Source organism: Streptomyces sp. NPDC001770, assembly GCF_053596135.1.
Genome location: NZ_JBSFFN010000002.1, coordinates 1 through 14,001, shown reverse-complemented (window position 1 = coordinate 14,001; position 14,001 = coordinate 1). Strand labels below are relative to the sequence as shown.

The following is a 14,001-nucleotide window of genomic DNA, read 5'->3' as shown; positions in this document are numbered from 1 at the left end:
AATCGGGGTGGGCCAGGCCGTTCGTCGGCGCGGGCCCGTGCGTGAAGGGCCGAGGAGGACCGGGTGACCACCTATGACGAGCGAACGAACCTCACTGATCTGACCACCACGACGGAGCGGGTGCGCGGGTCGGTGGAGCGCGTGATCGAGGGCAAGCCCGAGGTCGTGCGGATCGCGCTGACCGTGCTGCTCGCCGAGGGTCACCTGCTGATCGAGGACGTACCCGGAGTCGGCAAGACCATGCTGGCCAAGGCGCTGGCCCGGTCCATCGACTGCTCGGTGCGCCGCATCCAGTTCACCCCGGACCTGCTGCCCTCGGACATCACCGGGGTCTCCGTCTTCGACCAGCAGCGCAAGGACTTCGAGTTCAAGCCGGGCGCCATCTTCGCCCAGATCGTGATCGGCGACGAGATCAACCGCGCGTCGCCCAAGACGCAGTCCGCCCTCCTCGAATCGATGGAGGAGCGGCAGGTCACGACCGACGGGCAGACCTACGCGCTGCCCGACCCCTTCATGGTCGTCGCGACCCAGAACCCGGTCGAGATGGAGGGCACCTACCCGCTGCCGGAGGCCCAGCGCGACCGGTTCATGGCCCGGGTGTCGATGGGCTACCCCAGCCTCGAAGCCGAGCTGCGGATGCTCGACGTGCACGGCGGGGTCCCGCCGCTGGACGACCTCCAGCCGGTGGCCCACGCCCAGGACATCGTGAAGCTGATCGACGCGGTCCGCTCGGTGTACGTGGCCGAGTCGGTGCGGCGGTACACCGTCGAGCTGGTCCAGGCCACCCGCAGCCACCCCGACCTCCGGCTCGGTGCCTCTCCCCGGGCAAGCCTCCACCTGCTGCGCGCGGCGAAGGCGTCGGCGGCCCTCGGCGGCCGGGACTACGCACTCCCCGACGACGTCCAGGCGCTCGCGGTGCCGGTCCTCGCCCACCGTCTGCTGCCCACTGCGCAGGCCCAGCTGAACCGCCGCACGGCGGAGCAGGTGGTGGCGGAGATCCTGCAGCGCACGCCCGTACCCACCTCGCCGGACGACCGGACCGCCGCCCGGCGCGTACCCCCGTACCCGCAGGGCGGTCCGGCGTACGCGCCCGGCACGCGGCGGCCGTGATGGCGGACGCGCACCGGGGGCCGGCCCCCCGAGGCGGCGTGGCCGGCGACGAGGCGGACGGTGACGGAGGAACCCTGCGGGCGGCCCTGGGCGGGCTGACCACCCGGGGGCGCTCCTTCCTGGCCGCCGGCATCGCCGCCGCGGTCTGCGCCTACGTACTGGGCCAGGCCGACCTGCTCCGGGTCGGCCTGCTGCTCGCCGTGCTGCCGCTCGTCTGCGTCGCCGCGCTCCACCGCACCCGCTACCGGGTCGTCGGCACGCGGCGGCTGTCGCCCTCGCGGGTGCCCGCCGGTTCGGAGGCGCGGGTGCACCTGCGGGTGGACAACGCCGCCCGGCTCCCCTCCGGGCTGCTGATGCTGCAGGACCGGGTTCCGTACGTGCTCGGGCCGAGGCCCCGCTTCGTGCTGGACCGGGTGGAGCCGGGCGGGCGGCGGGAGGTCTCCTACCGGGTCCGCTCCGACCTGCGCGGCCGGTACCCGCTGGGGCCGCTCCAGATGCGGCTCGCCGACCCGTTCGGGATGTGCGAACTGACCCGCTCCTTCAACGCCCACGACACCCTCGTGGTGATCCCCCGCACCCAGGCGCTCCCCCCGCTCCGGCTCACCGGCGCGGCCTCCGGCTACGGCGACGGGCGTCAGCGCTCGCTCGCCCAGGCGGGCGAGGACGACGTGCTGCCGCGCGGTTACCGGCACGGCGACGACCTCCGCCGGGTCCACTGGCGCTCCACCGCGCGCTACGGCGAGCTGATGGTGCGCCGGGAGGAGCAGCCCCAGCGGGCACGGGCCTCGGTGCTGCTGGACACCCGGCGGAACGCCTTCCGGGGCTCCGGGCCGGAGTCGGCGTTCGAGTGGGCGGTGGCCGCGGCGGCCTCCGCGCTGGCGCACCTGGTGGAGCGGGGCTTCGCGGTGCGGCTGCTGACGGACGAGGGTGGTGCGATGCCCGGTGACGGCAAGGGCGGCTTCTCCGGCTCCTCCAATACGTCCAGTTCTTCCGGATCTTTTGGTTCCTCGGGTGCTTCTGGTTCCTCCGGTTCCGAGCACGCGTCCGCCGAGGCGGCCGGACTGATGCTGGACACCCTCGCGGTCGTCGAGCACTCCGACGCGAGCGGCCTGGACGGCGCGCACGAGGTGCTGCGCGGCGGCCACGAGGGCCTGCTGCTCGCCTTCCTGGGCGACCTGGACGAGGCGCAGGTGGCCGTCGCGGCGGCCATGCGGCGGCGCAGCGGCGCGGCCGTCGCGTTCGTACTGGACGGCGAGGAGTGGGCGCCCGGCGCGGGCTGGGCGTCGGCGACCCCGTTCACGGAGCGGCTGCGGCTGCTGCGCGAGGCGGGCTGGACCGCGGTTCCGGTGCCGCCCGGGGCGGACCTCGCCCAGGTGTGGCAGCGGGCCGGGCAGCCCGGTGACACCCAGCCCGCCGGTGGCGGAGCTGCGACAGGTTTCTCCGGAGGATGGTCATGAGCGGTCCCGTCCGGCTCGCCCTGTGCGCCTACGCGGCGACGCTGCTGGCGGCGGGGGCGCTGCTGCCCCTGGTGGACCCCTGGACGTGGATCCTCGAGGCCGCGCTGCTGCTCGCCGTGCAGAGTACGGCGGGGGCACTGGCGCGCCGGTTCGCGCCGGCGCGCGCGGTGGCCGTCGGGGTGCAGGTGGTGGTCGCGCTGGTGCTGCTGACGGCGGCGTTCGCCGGTGACCGGGCGCTGCTCGGGGTGCTGCCCGGCCCGCAGGCCGTCCAGTGGCTGGGCGACCTGCTGACGGCGGGCACGGACGACGTCGGCAGGTACGCGATCCCCGCGCCCATGACGGACGGCATCAAGCTGCTGCTGGTCGGCGGGGTCCTGCTGATCGGGCTGCTGGTCGACGTGCTGGCGGTGTCGCTGCGCGCCGCCGCACCGGCCGGGCTCCCGTTGCTGGCCCTCTACTCGGTGGCGGCGGGGCTCTCCGACGGCGGGGCTAGCCGGCTGTGGTTCGTGCTGGCGGCCTCGGGCTATCTGCTGCTCCTGCTGGCCGAGGGCCGGGACCGTACCGCCCAGTGGGGGCGGCTCTTCGCCGGCCCCGCGCGCGGCGGGCCGCCGCCCGGGGCCCGGGTGAAGTCCCCGGTGCGGACCGGGCGGCGGATCGGCGCGCTGGCGCTGGGCGTCGCGCTGGTGGTTCCGGCCGCGCTGCCGGCGCTCGGCGGCGGTCTGCTGGGCGGCCTGGGCGCCGGCAACGGGCGGGGTGGCGGCGGGGGCACGATCTCGGCGGTGAACCCGCTGGTCTCCCTCCAGGACAACCTCAACCAGTCGGAGAACCGGGAGGTGCTGAGGTACCGCTCCGAGGACGGCGCCGCGCAGGGCTCCTATCTGCGCATCCTCTCCCTCGACCGGTTCACCGGGGCCGAGTGGCTGCCGTCCAAGCGGGCGCTGCGGAACGTACCGGACCGGTTCCCGCGGCCTGCGGGTCTCGGGCAGGACGTCCTCGCCACCGAGGTCACCTCCCGGATCACCACCTCCGACGACTACCGGCAGGACTATCTGCCGATGCCGTATCCGGCGACCAGGGTCCGCATCGACGGCCGCTGGCGGTACGAGCCGGTGGGGCGCACCCTCATCGGCGACGGCGGCCAGACGACGCGCGGAGCGCAGTACCAGGTCAGCAGCCTGGTGGTGGAGCCGACGGCGGCGCAGCTCGCCTCGGCCGGGCTGCCCCCGGCGGACCTGACCCTGGAGTACACCGAGGTGCCGGCGTCCCTGCCGGACGTGGTGGCGGAGACCGCCGCGCAGGTCACGCAGGGCTCGGCCAACCACTACGAGCAGGCCGTGGCGCTGCAGGACTGGTTCGCGCAGAACGGCGGATTCACGTACGACACCTCGGTGAACTCGGGCACCGGCACGGCGGCGATCGGGCGGTTCCTCAAGAACCGGCGCGGCTTCTGCGTGCACTTCTCGTTCGCCATGGCTGCGATGGCCCGGACGCTGGGCATCCCGGCCCGGGTCGCGGTGGGCTTCGCGCCGGGGACGGCGCAGGCGGACGGGTCGGTCTCGGTGGGGCTGCGGGACGCCCACGCCTGGCCGGAGCTGTACTTCGAGGGCGTGGGTTGGACCCGGTTCGAGCCGACACCCACACGGGGCTCGGTGCCCTCGTACACGGTGCCCCAGGCACCCACCGGTTCCTCCGACGCGTCGGCCGCTCCGACCGCTTCGGCCTCGGCGCAGCCCTCGGCCGCCCCGTCGGCCTCGGAGAGCTGCTCGGCGCTGATGCGCAAGGAGGGTGCCTGCGGGCCCTCGGCGGCTCCGGTCGCCGCGGACACGGCCGGGCCGGGGTTCCCGCTCGGCACGGTGGCCCTGGTGGCGCTCGGCGTGGTGCTGGTCGTACTGGTCCCGCTGTCGCCGTTGCTGTGGCGGACCCGGCAACGGCGTCGCCGGCTGTACGGGTCGGGCGGGCGGACACCGGCGGACGCGGCGGCGAGAACGCTGGCGGTGTGGCGGGAGATCACGGACACGGCCTGGGACCACGGGATCGTCCCGGACGAGGCGCTGACCCCGCGCCGGGCAGCCGACCGCGTCGTACGGCTGGGCGGGCTGGAGGGTGAGGCGGCGGCCGCCCTGCACCGGGTGGCGGGAGCCGTGGAGCAGGTGCTGTACGCGCCCCGGGCGCAGCAGCCGGCCGGGCTGTCCGACGACGCGGCGCTGGTACGTGCCGGACTGGCCGGCCACGCGGGCCGGTTCGCCCGGCTCCGGGCGGCGTTCGCTCCCCGCTCGGCCGTCCGGGTGGTGTGGGCGGTCTCGGAAGGCCGGACGGCACTGGCGGGACGGTTCGCGGAGCGGGTGGCGGCGGCCGGCCGCTCCCTCCGCCCGTCCCGCTCCCGGGGCTGATCCCGGGGAGGACCGGGCGGGCCGTGCACCCCTGGCGCACGGCCCGCCCTGCCGTACCCGTCGCCTCACGTCGGCCGCCGGCGGTGCGGGTGCACATGGCGGAGGGGCGGGACGCGTCGTGCGCGTCCCGCCCCTCCGTCGTACGTTCTTACGTCGTACGTTCGTACGTCGTACCGGCCCTACGTCGTACCGGCCCCACCCGGCCCACCGGCGGGGGAAGACTCACTGGCCCTGTTCGTCGCGGCGGCGCTGCCACCGTTGCTCGATGCGGTTCATCACGGACCGGCGCTGCCTGGGCCCACGCCCGGCGGCCGGGGTGCCGCGCTGCGGCTGTTCTCCGGGCTTGGGCGCCCTGCGCCAGCCGGTGACCGCGAGAACGGCGCAGCCGAGCATGACGAGGAACCCGACCACACTGATCCAGATCTGCTGGGCGACCATTCCGGCCATGAGGAGCGCGATACCCACCAGAAACCCAGCGACCGCCTGGTAGACCCGTCGCCGGGTGTACGTACGCAGCCCGCTTCCCTCAAGCGCTGTCGCGAACTTGGGATCTTCGGCGTACAGCGCTCGCTCCATCTGCTCGAGCATGCGCTGCTCGTGCTCCGAGAGCGGCACGGAGTCCTCCTCGTCGTCGGCCGCGGGGGCGACCGGTATGCGGCCCTTCCAGGATAGGCAGGGATTCGCCCCCGGGAAACCCGCGCCCACCAGCCAGCCAGTCCGTACCGCCATGTCGGTTCGGCCCTTGAGGCGTTGATTCCCCGGCGGCCGATCCGTCATGCCGGATCCTGTCACCCGATCATACGGGGCCCGGGCCCGGATCGGGGGCCCGGAGCGGGAGGGGATGCGCCGAGTGCGCCCGCCTTCGCGGAGCCGCCGGCCGCTCCGCCGTCACCCGGTGTTCCCCGGCGGGCCGCCGTCAGGCCCGGCGCTCGCCCAGGACGTGCAGCTGGGTGGCGACGGAGTGGAAGGCCGGGAGCTCGGCGGCGGCCGCCTCCAGCTTCAGCAGGGCCTCCATCGCGCCCGGTTCGGTGTCCACCAGCACACCGGGGACCAGGTCGGCGAAGACCCGCACACCGTGCACCGAGGCGACGTCGAGCCCCGCGTCATGGATCAGGCCGGAGAGCTGGTCGGCGGTGAACCTGCGGGGCACCGGGTCGGCGTCCCCCCAGCGGCCCGCCGGGTCGGTGAGCGCCCGGCGGGCCTCCACGAAGTGACCGGCGAGGGCGCGGGCCAGTACGGCGCCGCCCGAACCCGCGGTGAGCAGGCTGAGCGCGCCGGACGGGCGGAGCGCCCCGACCGCGCTCCGTACGCCTTCGGCCGGGTCGTCCACGTACTCCAGGACGCCGTGGCAGAGCACCGCGTCGAAGGTGGCGCGCTCCACCACGTCGAACAGCCCGAGGATGTCCCCCTGGACCCCGCGGACCCGGTCGGCGACGCCCGCCTCGTCGGCCCGGCGCTTCAGGGCGAAGAGGGCGTCGGGGCTGGGGTCGACCACGGTGACGCGATGGCCCAGCCGGGCGACGGGCACGGCGAAGTTGCCGGTGCCGCCCCCGGTGTCCAGAACTTCCAGGGTGTCGCTGCCGGTCGCCTTCACCTGGCGGTCGAGGGCGCCTTTGAGGACCTCCCAGACCACGGCGGTACGGAGGGAGGCGCGGGGGCGCGGCTGGTCCGACACGGCAGATGACTCCTCGGCACAATGCCGCTGCGGGCGGCGGAGCGTGAACGGTGCAGGTGGTGCGGGTGCGCTCCTACCCTATTGCCTCCCGCTTCCCACCTCCCCCTTCCGCTCCGCCGCCCCGCGCACCGTCCGCCGGGAGCGCCGTCACCCCGCGCCGGGGCGGCCCTTCCTCGGCTGCGGGAGGGTGGGGTGGAGGCTGAGCAGCCGCTCCACCAGCCGCAGGAACATCGCCACGTCACGCAGCAGGTCGTCGGCGTCGCGCCGGCTCGCCGCGCCGGGGAGGCCCGCCTCGGCACGGGCCCGGCGCCCGGCCCCGGAGGCGAAGAGGGCGCTCCACTCGGTGAGCTCCGGCGCTGTCTCCGGGAGCACCTCCCACGCGCTGCGGATGCGCTCGCGATGGCGCTTGCTGGTCTCGGGGCGGCCGCGGGCGGCGAGTACCGCGGCGGCGGCGCGCAGGGCGGCGAGATGCGCGGTGGCATACCGCTCGTTGGGGACGTCGAGGACGGCGGCCTCGGTCAGGCCCGCGTGGGCCTTGGCGAGGAGGTCGAGGGCGGCAGGCGGGGCCCCGGCGCGGCGCGACACGGGGTGGACGTCGTCGGGCGGACCGGTGGGTGAGGGGGCAGGGCTGCCTGCGCGGCGCCCCGGGGCGGCAGCTGCGGACGAGCTGACCATGACGATCCTCCTGTCGTCCGTGACGGCTCGGTGGCCGTATGTGTCCATGGTGGCGGGTACCACTGACAATCCGGTTCAAGCCCCCGTTGACCTGGTCAGTTGGTTCTCCTCCGGCCTGGCGGGGGCGGGTGCAGGCCTTGCGCGGCGGCGTCGGACACGGATCACACACGTTGTCGATCAGCGCGACGGTGCCGCCCGGCCGCACGAGGTTCCTACGGCCTTTTGCTTCCGGTGCGCGTTCCGGCTACGTTTTTGCACTGACCAGTCAGTTCAAAAGCTGTGCCGGGCGGCTCGAAGAGCCCCAGGCGGCGCGAAACAGTGCGAAGAGGGGGAGCGATGGCAGACGAAGAGCCGGCGGGTACACCGCGCGGCGCCGCCGTGGAGGTGCGGGGCCTCGGGCTGCGGGGTCCGCGCGGGTGGGCGTTCCGGGGTGTGGAGTTCGATGCCGCGCCCGGCACCCTCACCGCCCTGGCCGGCCCATCGGGCTCGGGCCGCACCTCGCTGCTGCTGGCGCTCACCGGCCGGATGCGGACGACGGAGGGCCGGGCGAGCACCGGCGGTTACCCGCTCCCGGGCAGACTCGCGGCGGTCCGCCGGATCACCGCGCTCGGGCCGGTCCCCGGCGTCAGCGAGCTCGAAGGCGCCCTGACCGTCGCCGAACACCTGCGGGAGCGCGCCCTGCTCCGGAGCCGGTACACCGGCCCCGTCAGGGCGCTGCTCCGTCCGCGCCGGGAGCGCGCGGCGGTGGGCGAGCGGATCGCCGAGGCGGTGGAGACCGCCGGGCTCGATCTCACCGCCCTGCCGAAGGCCGGGCGGACCCAGGCCCGGGACCTGGGACGGCTGGACGCCCTGAGGCTCTCCGTGGCCCTCGCCCTGCTGGACGAACCCCGGCTGCTCGCGGTCGACGACACCGGCCTCGGGCTCGACGCGGCGGACCTGGCGGCGGCCTGGGAGCTGCTGCGCACCGTCGCCGCCCGGGGTACGACCGTGCTCGCGGTGTGCGCCGAGGCCCCCGAGGGCGTACCGGCCGTACGCACCGACCCGGTGACGGGCGGGACCGCCGCCGGACCCGCCACCGGCCCGGGTCCCGGTACCGGCCTGAGCGCTGCCACCGCCGGCGCCACCACCACCGCCGAAGGCGACACCGACGAGAAGGAGGCCGGCGATGCGCGCGACGGGTCTGGCCAGGCTTGAGCTGAAGCGCTTCGGCAGGGGGAAGCTTCCGCGCGCCGCGCTCGCCGCCCTCCTGCTGCTGCCCCTGCTGTACGGGGCCCTCTACCTCTGGTCCTTCTGGGACCCGTACGGGCATCTGGACCGGATTCCCGTCGCCCTGGTCAACGAGGACAAGGGGGCGGCGGTCCCGGACGGAGAAGGCAAGGCCGCGGAGGGGAAGGGCAAGGGCGAGACGGCGGCCGGGGACCGGCTCGCCGTCGGCGACGAGCTCACCGGGAAGCTGCTGGACTCCAAGACCTTCGAGTGGCACCGGGTGGACGCCGCCGAGGCCCGGCGGGGCGTCGAGAACGGTACGTACTACCTCTCGCTCACCCTGCCCGCCGACCTCAGCCGGCGGATCGCGTCGAGCGGCGGCGACTCCCCCGAGACGGGCGCGCTCCAGGTGCGCACCAACGACGCCAACAACTACATCGTCGGCCAGATCTCGAAGACGGTGTTCTCCGAGATCCGCGCGGCGGCCTCGGCCGAGGCCTCGCGCGGCTTCCTCGACCGGATCTTCATCGGCTTCTCCGACATCCACGACGCGACGGCGAAGGCCGCCGCCGGCGCCGACGACCTGCACAGCGGCATCACCAAGGCCGAGCACGGGTCGAAGGATCTCGCCGAGGGGCTCAAGGAGAGCAAGTCCGGCAGCGAACGGCTCTCCGACGGCATCACCGCGCTCGACCGGGGCTCCGCCGACCTGCGGACCGGATCGCGGCAGGTGGCGGACGGCACCCAGCTCCTCGCCGACCAGGTCGACCGGATCGCGAACGGACTCCGGCCGTTCCTGGAGGACGACGGCAAGTCCATCGGCGACACCGCCCGGCTGGTCGCCGACGCCTCGCGGACCGTGCGGGAGAACCTCGGTGAGCTGGTGAAGGCCGCACCCGTCGCGGCCACCGCCGCGCACACCGCCTCCGACGACCTCGCCGCCGTCCACGCGCAGCGGTGCGAGGAGGCGCCGCTGCCCGACCCGGCCGTCTGCGATCCGCTGGCGAAGGCGGTGACGGCGGCGGCCGGAGTCGCTGCCGTCGCCGACGACGTCAGCGCCCTGGTGAAGGACGAGGACGGCGATCTCGCCGTGCTGCGCACCCGGCTGACGGTCCTGCAGCAGCGGGCGGAGGATCTCGCGGAGCACGCGCCGGCGCTCGACGACGACCTGGAGTCGGCCGTGGCGAAGGTCGACGCCCTCAACGCGGGCGCGCAGCAGGTCGCCGAGGGCGCCGGGACCCTGCACTCCGGGCTGTCCACGGCGAAGTCCGGGGCCTCGGCGCTGGACACCGGTGTCGGCGAGCTGAAGACGGGCGCCCTGGGCCTGGACAGCGGGCTGCACCGCCTGAGCGACGGGTCCACCACCCTGGCGGACGGGCTGAACGACGGCGTCGGCGAGATCCCGGACTACGACGAGGACGACCGCGACGCGCGGACCGGGGTCATGGCCGACCCGGTCCGCCTCGCCTCCTCGTCGCTGCACGCGGCTCCGAACTACGGCACCGGCTTCGCCCCGTACTTCATCCCGCTCTCCCTCTGGGTCGGCGCGATGGTGGCGTACATGCTGATGCAGCCGCTGAACCGGCGCGCCCTCGCGGCCGGTGCCTCCGCCCGCAGGACCGCGTTCGCGGGCTGGCTGCCGGTGGCCGCGACCGGCCTGGTGCAGGTCGCCGCGCTGATGTCCGTACTGCACTGGGGTCTGGGCCTGGAGATGGCGCACCCGGTGGCCACGGTCGGCTTCCTCGCTCTGGTGACCTGCTGCTTCGCGGCGATCGTGCAGTGGCTGAACGCCCGCTTCGGCGCGGCGGGACGGATCCTGGTGCTGGCGCTGCTGATGCTCCAGCTGACCTCGGCCGGCGGTACCTACCCCGTGCGGACCAGCCCCGGCTTCTTCGAGGCGGTCCACCCCTGGCTGCCGATGAGCTGGGTCGTCGAGGCGCTGCGCCGGCTGATCACCGGCGGCGGGTCCGGGCCCGTCTGGCAGGGCTGCGCGGTCCTGGCGGTCTTCACGGCGGGGGCCCTCGCGCTGACCGCCGTCGCCGCCCGGCGCAGGCAGGTGTGGACCCTCGAACGGCTCCACCCGGAGCTGAGCCTGTGAGCGGGCCCGGGGCGAACGGGCTCGGAGCACCGGGGGACCTGTGAGAATCGGTCCCATGGAAAGCAGTGGCACCACGCGCCGCCAGGCGACCCGGCAGAAGCTCTACGAGGCGGCCGTGACCCTCATCGCCGAGAAGGGTTTCTCGGCGACCACGGTGGACGAGATCGCCGAGCGGGCCGGCGTGGCCAAGGGCACGGTGTACTACAACTTCAAGAGCAAGACCGAGCTCTTCGAGGAGCTGCTGCGGCACGGCGTCGGCCTGCTGACGGCGGCGCTGCGGTCGGCGGCCGAGGAGACCGCCGCACGCGGCGGGACCCGGGTGGGCGCGCTGGACGCGATGATCCGGGCCGGTCTGGCCTTCATCGACCGCTATCCGGCCTTCACCCAGCTGTACGTGGCCGAGCTCTGGCGCACCAACCGGGCCTGGCAGTCGACCCTCCTGGTGGTGCGCCAGGAGGCGGTCGCCGTGGTGGAGGACGAGCTGCGGGCGGGGGTGGAGAACGGCGAGCTGAGCTCGGAGATCGACATCCCGCTGACCGCCGCCGCGCTGGTCGGGATGGTGCTGGTGGCGGCGCTGGACTGGCAGGCGTTCCAGCCCGAGCGGTCGCTCGACGAGGTGCACTCGGCGCTTTCGCTGCTGCTGCACGGCCGGGTCAGCGGGCGCTGACGGGCCGCGGTTCCAGCGCGTCGGCCGCCACGGAAAAAGACGCCGGTCCGGTGGAGTTCGATCCCCCTCGAACCCCGCCGGACCGGCGTCCCGCGTACTGCCGGAGGAGCCCTCCCCCGTGGCCCCGGTCCCCCGTGGCCCCTGGCTCCTCCGTCGTGCGCCCCCGTTGCGTCGGAGGCACGGACCGTCCGCCGCCCCGTGCCGGCGATCCGGGCACCGTGCCCCTTCCGTGCCCCCACTCTTCCGTCCGGGCAGGTGGCAGCCCATCCGCGTACCTACTCATCCGCGGCACTAGGTACACGTACTCAGGTCTGTGTGCGAGAGCCCATCCGCCGCCGCCGTGGGCTGGCTACGATCGCCTCCGTGTCCGTACTCCCCTTGGTCTTCACCAGTGGCTGGGCGAGCGGGATCAACGCCTACGCGGTGGTCCTGCTCCTCGGCGTCTTCGGCGCGACCGGCCTCTCCGACGAGGTCCCCGCGCCCCTCCAGCGCACCGACGTGATCGTGGTGGCCGCGCTGTTCTTCCTCCTGGAGGCGGTGGCGGACAAGATCCCGTACCTGGACACCGCCTGGGACACGGTGCACACGGTGGTCAGGCCGGTCTCCGGGGCGGTCGTCGCCGCGCTGCTCGCGGGCGGCTCCGGTTCGCTGCCCGAGCTGGCGGCGGGCGCGCTCGGTGGTTCGACGGCGCTGGTGAGCCACCTGGTCAAGGCCGGTACGCGGATGGCGGTCAACTCCTCCCCCGAGCCGTTCTCCAACGTCGCGGTCAGCACGGCGGAGGACCTGGGGGTGGCCGGGATCATCACGTTCGCGATGTTCCATCCGGTGGCGGCGGCCTCCGTCGCGGCGGTGCTGCTGGTGCTCGGCCTGCTGGCGCTCTGGCTGCTCGCCTCCCGCATCCGCCGCTTCCGCCGCCGCCGGGCGCAGCGGCGCGAAGAGCGGGCGATGGCCGGGGCCGGCCGGCACTGGCCGTACGGCTGACGGCCCAGGGCTGACGGGCCGTCCGGCCCGCAGGGGGTGGGTTCCCTCGCGGGAGGGGTCGATAAAGTCACCGGCATGGCACGAATTGCGGTGATCGGCGCCGGGACGGGCGCCATGGCGGCGGCTGCCCGGCTCGCGGTGGCAGGCCACCGGGTGACGGTGTACGAGCGGTCGGACACGTACGGCGGCTCCCTCGGGCGGCACGAGCGGGACGGCTTCGTCTTCGACACCGGTCCGGCCCTGCTGCATCTGCCGGCCGTGCAGCGCGACCTCTTCGTCAAGACCGGCAAGGAGTCCCTGGAGCAGCGGGTGACGCTGACGCAGGTCGATCCGGCGAGCCGTCACGTCTTCGCGGACGGCACCCGGGTCTCGCTGCCCAACGCCTCCCGGGCCGGGGTGGTCGCCGCCCTGGAGGGGGCGCTCGGCGGGGGTGCGGGGGCCCGGTGGGGCGCGTTCCTCGACCGGGCCCGGGATGCCTGGGACCGCTCGCGCCGGCCGCTGCTGGAGGAGCCGCTGCGGCCCGACTGGCAGGTGCTCGGCCGTGACCCGTACCCGGCCGTGCGGACCCGCCGGCTGCTGCGCGGTGCGCGGCAGGCCGCCACCCTGGCCGAGGTCGGCGCGTGGGAGCTGGCCGATCCCCGGCTGGCCGCGCTGCTGGACGGATACGCCCTGGCGTACGGCCTCGACCCGCGCGAGGCCCCGGCGAGCGCCGCGCTGCTGCCGTACATGGAGGAGACCTTCGGTACCTGGTACGTGGCGGGCGGGATGCGGGCGCTGGCCGACGCGCTGTACGAACGGTGCCTGGCGCGGCGGGTGGAGTTCGTGTTCGGCGCGGAGGTGGTCCGGGTCGTGGAGAAGGACGGCCGGGCGGCCGGGGTGGAACTGGCGGACGGCACGCCGGCCGGGGCCGACCACGTGGTGCTGGGCGTACGGCCCAGGCCCGGCCTGGTGCCGGGGGCGTCGGCCGACGGGGACGTGCCGGTGCAGCCGCGCCCCGGGGCGGGTCCGCTGCCGGGCCGTTTCGTGGTGATGCTCTCGCTGCGCGGCGGCCGGGAGGCCGGTGCCCCGCACCGGACGGTGGTGCACGCTCCGGACGGTGCGGCGGAGCAGGCGGCGCTCTTCGCGGGGCGGCTCGCCGAGGTGCCCACGGTCACCGTGCTGCGGCCGGACGACCCGGCGACCCGGCCGGACGAGGACCACGAGGCGGTGACGCTGGTGGCCACGGTCGCCCCGCACGGCCCGGTGGACTGGAACGACCCCGCGCTGCGCGAGCGGTGCGCCGGGGCGGTGGTCACCGCCGCCGGAAAGGCGGTCCCGGGCCTGCGCGAGCGGGTCGTCGACACCGAGGTGCGCACCCCCGCCGAGACGGAGGCGCAGACGGGGGCGCCCGGCGGTTCGGTGCCGCCGCCCGCGCTGGCGGGGGCGGCGGGGGCCCGGCTGCACGCGGCCAACCGCACCCGGCTGCCGGGGCTCTACCTGGCGGGCGGCTGGTCGCACCCGGGCGGCGGCCTGGCGCACGCGGGGATGTCGGGCGCCCTGGTCGCCGGGCTGATCGTGGAGGGCGACGGGTTCCAGGGCTCCCGGTGAGCCGTGGCACGTAGGCCCTGACACGACGACAGCGGCGCGCCCCCTCGCGGGAGGGGGCGCCATCACCCCCGCACGGATGAGGCTGGCCGACTGGTGGTCGGGACCACGCCTGTTCGTGCTGGTCGACGACTACGACATGGTCGGCGCGGGAACCG

Annotated in this window: 11 protein-coding genes; 8 read left to right on the top strand and 3 right to left on the bottom strand. The window is 75.1% G+C overall.

Annotated elements, in window-relative coordinates; all coding sequences use genetic code 11:
- Positions 1-63: 63 nt before the first annotated feature.
- The 3 genes from ACWCSV_RS02440 to ACWCSV_RS02430 are packed head-to-tail and all read left to right on the top strand — an operon-like array spanning position 64 to position 4,957.
- Complete coding sequence (locus tag ACWCSV_RS02440) at positions 64-1,110, top strand: AAA family ATPase (protein ID WP_451137994.1); 1,047 nt, start codon at positions 64-66, stop codon at positions 1,108-1,110.
- On the top strand, positions 1,110-2,567 hold the full coding sequence (locus ACWCSV_RS02435) for a DUF58 domain-containing protein (protein ID WP_451137993.1): 1,458 nt from the start codon (positions 1,110-1,112) through the stop codon (positions 2,565-2,567). The genes ACWCSV_RS02440 and ACWCSV_RS02435 overlap by 1 nt, the downstream gene beginning before the upstream one ends.
- The gene (locus ACWCSV_RS02430) at positions 2,564-4,957 is read left to right on the top strand and encodes a transglutaminase TgpA family protein (RefSeq protein WP_451137992.1); all 2,394 of its coding nucleotides are present in this window, start codon (positions 2,564-2,566) and stop codon (positions 4,955-4,957) included. Before ACWCSV_RS02435 ends, ACWCSV_RS02430 begins: the two co-directional genes overlap by 4 nt.
- 222 nt (positions 4,958-5,179) lie before the next feature.
- On the opposite strand, the gene ACWCSV_RS02425 is transcribed toward ACWCSV_RS02430, so the two are convergent.
- The 3 genes from ACWCSV_RS02425 to ACWCSV_RS02415 form a co-directional block, all read right to left on the bottom strand.
- Positions 5,180-5,572, bottom strand: a complete 393-nt coding sequence (locus ACWCSV_RS02425) for a DUF3040 domain-containing protein (RefSeq protein ID WP_451138236.1) — start codon at positions 5,570-5,572, stop codon at positions 5,180-5,182.
- Between the two features lie 301 nt (positions 5,573-5,873).
- Positions 5,874-6,632 (bottom strand): methyltransferase, encoded by a 759-nt coding sequence (locus ACWCSV_RS02420; RefSeq protein ID WP_451137991.1) that lies wholly within the window; start codon positions 6,630-6,632, stop codon positions 5,874-5,876.
- A 147-nt stretch (positions 6,633-6,779) separates the two neighbouring features.
- On the bottom strand, positions 6,780-7,307 hold the full coding sequence (locus ACWCSV_RS02415; protein ID WP_451137990.1) for an SAV_6107 family HEPN domain-containing protein: 528 nt from the start codon (positions 7,305-7,307) through the stop codon (positions 6,780-6,782).
- A 336-nt stretch (positions 7,308-7,643) separates the two neighbouring features.
- On the opposite strand from ACWCSV_RS02415, the gene ACWCSV_RS02410 reads away from it, so the two are divergent.
- The 5 genes from ACWCSV_RS02410 (at position 7,644) to ACWCSV_RS02390 (ending at position 13,846) form a co-directional block, all read left to right on the top strand.
- Positions 7,644-8,501, top strand: a complete 858-nt coding sequence (locus ACWCSV_RS02410; RefSeq protein WP_451137989.1) for an ATP-binding cassette domain-containing protein — start codon at positions 7,644-7,646, stop codon at positions 8,499-8,501.
- Positions 8,473-10,611 (top strand): YhgE/Pip family protein, encoded by a 2,139-nt coding sequence (locus tag ACWCSV_RS02405; protein ID WP_451137988.1) that lies wholly within the window; start codon positions 8,473-8,475, stop codon positions 10,609-10,611. Before ACWCSV_RS02410 ends, ACWCSV_RS02405 begins: the two co-directional genes overlap by 29 nt.
- A gap of 55 nt (positions 10,612-10,666) precedes the next feature.
- On the top strand, positions 10,667-11,278 hold the full coding sequence (locus ACWCSV_RS02400) for a TetR/AcrR family transcriptional regulator (RefSeq protein ID WP_451137987.1): 612 nt from the start codon (positions 10,667-10,669) through the stop codon (positions 11,276-11,278).
- 363 nt (positions 11,279-11,641) lie between these two features.
- The gene (locus ACWCSV_RS02395) at positions 11,642-12,259 is read left to right on the top strand and encodes a DUF4126 domain-containing protein (protein ID WP_451137986.1); all 618 of its coding nucleotides are present in this window, start codon (positions 11,642-11,644) and stop codon (positions 12,257-12,259) included.
- 75 nt (positions 12,260-12,334) lie between these two features.
- On the top strand, positions 12,335-13,846 hold the full coding sequence (locus tag ACWCSV_RS02390) for a phytoene desaturase family protein (RefSeq protein WP_451137985.1): 1,512 nt from the start codon (positions 12,335-12,337) through the stop codon (positions 13,844-13,846).
- Positions 13,847-14,001 lie beyond the last annotated feature (155 nt).

Bases quoted from the DNA above. Each gene is read 5' to 3' on its own strand.
- ACWCSV_RS02435 (WP_451137993.1), top strand. From the start codon at position 1,110: ATGGCGGACGCGCACCGGGGGCCGGCCCCCCGAGGCGGCGTGGCCGGC.
- ACWCSV_RS02430 (WP_451137992.1), top strand. From the start codon at position 2,564: ATGAGCGGTCCCGTCCGGCTCGCCCTGTGCGCCTACGCGGCGACGCTG.
- ACWCSV_RS02415 (WP_451137990.1), bottom strand. From the start codon at position 7,307: ATGGTCAGCTCGTCCGCAGCTGCCGCCCCGGGGCGCCGCGCAGGCAGC.
- ACWCSV_RS02410 (WP_451137989.1), top strand. From the start codon at position 7,644: ATGGCAGACGAAGAGCCGGCGGGTACACCGCGCGGCGCCGCCGTGGAG.
- ACWCSV_RS02405 (WP_451137988.1), top strand. From the start codon at position 8,473: ATGCGCGCGACGGGTCTGGCCAGGCTTGAGCTGAAGCGCTTCGGCAGG.
- ACWCSV_RS02400 (WP_451137987.1), top strand. From the start codon at position 10,667: ATGGAAAGCAGTGGCACCACGCGCCGCCAGGCGACCCGGCAGAAGCTC.
- ACWCSV_RS02390 (WP_451137985.1), top strand. From the start codon at position 12,335: ATGGCACGAATTGCGGTGATCGGCGCCGGGACGGGCGCCATGGCGGCG.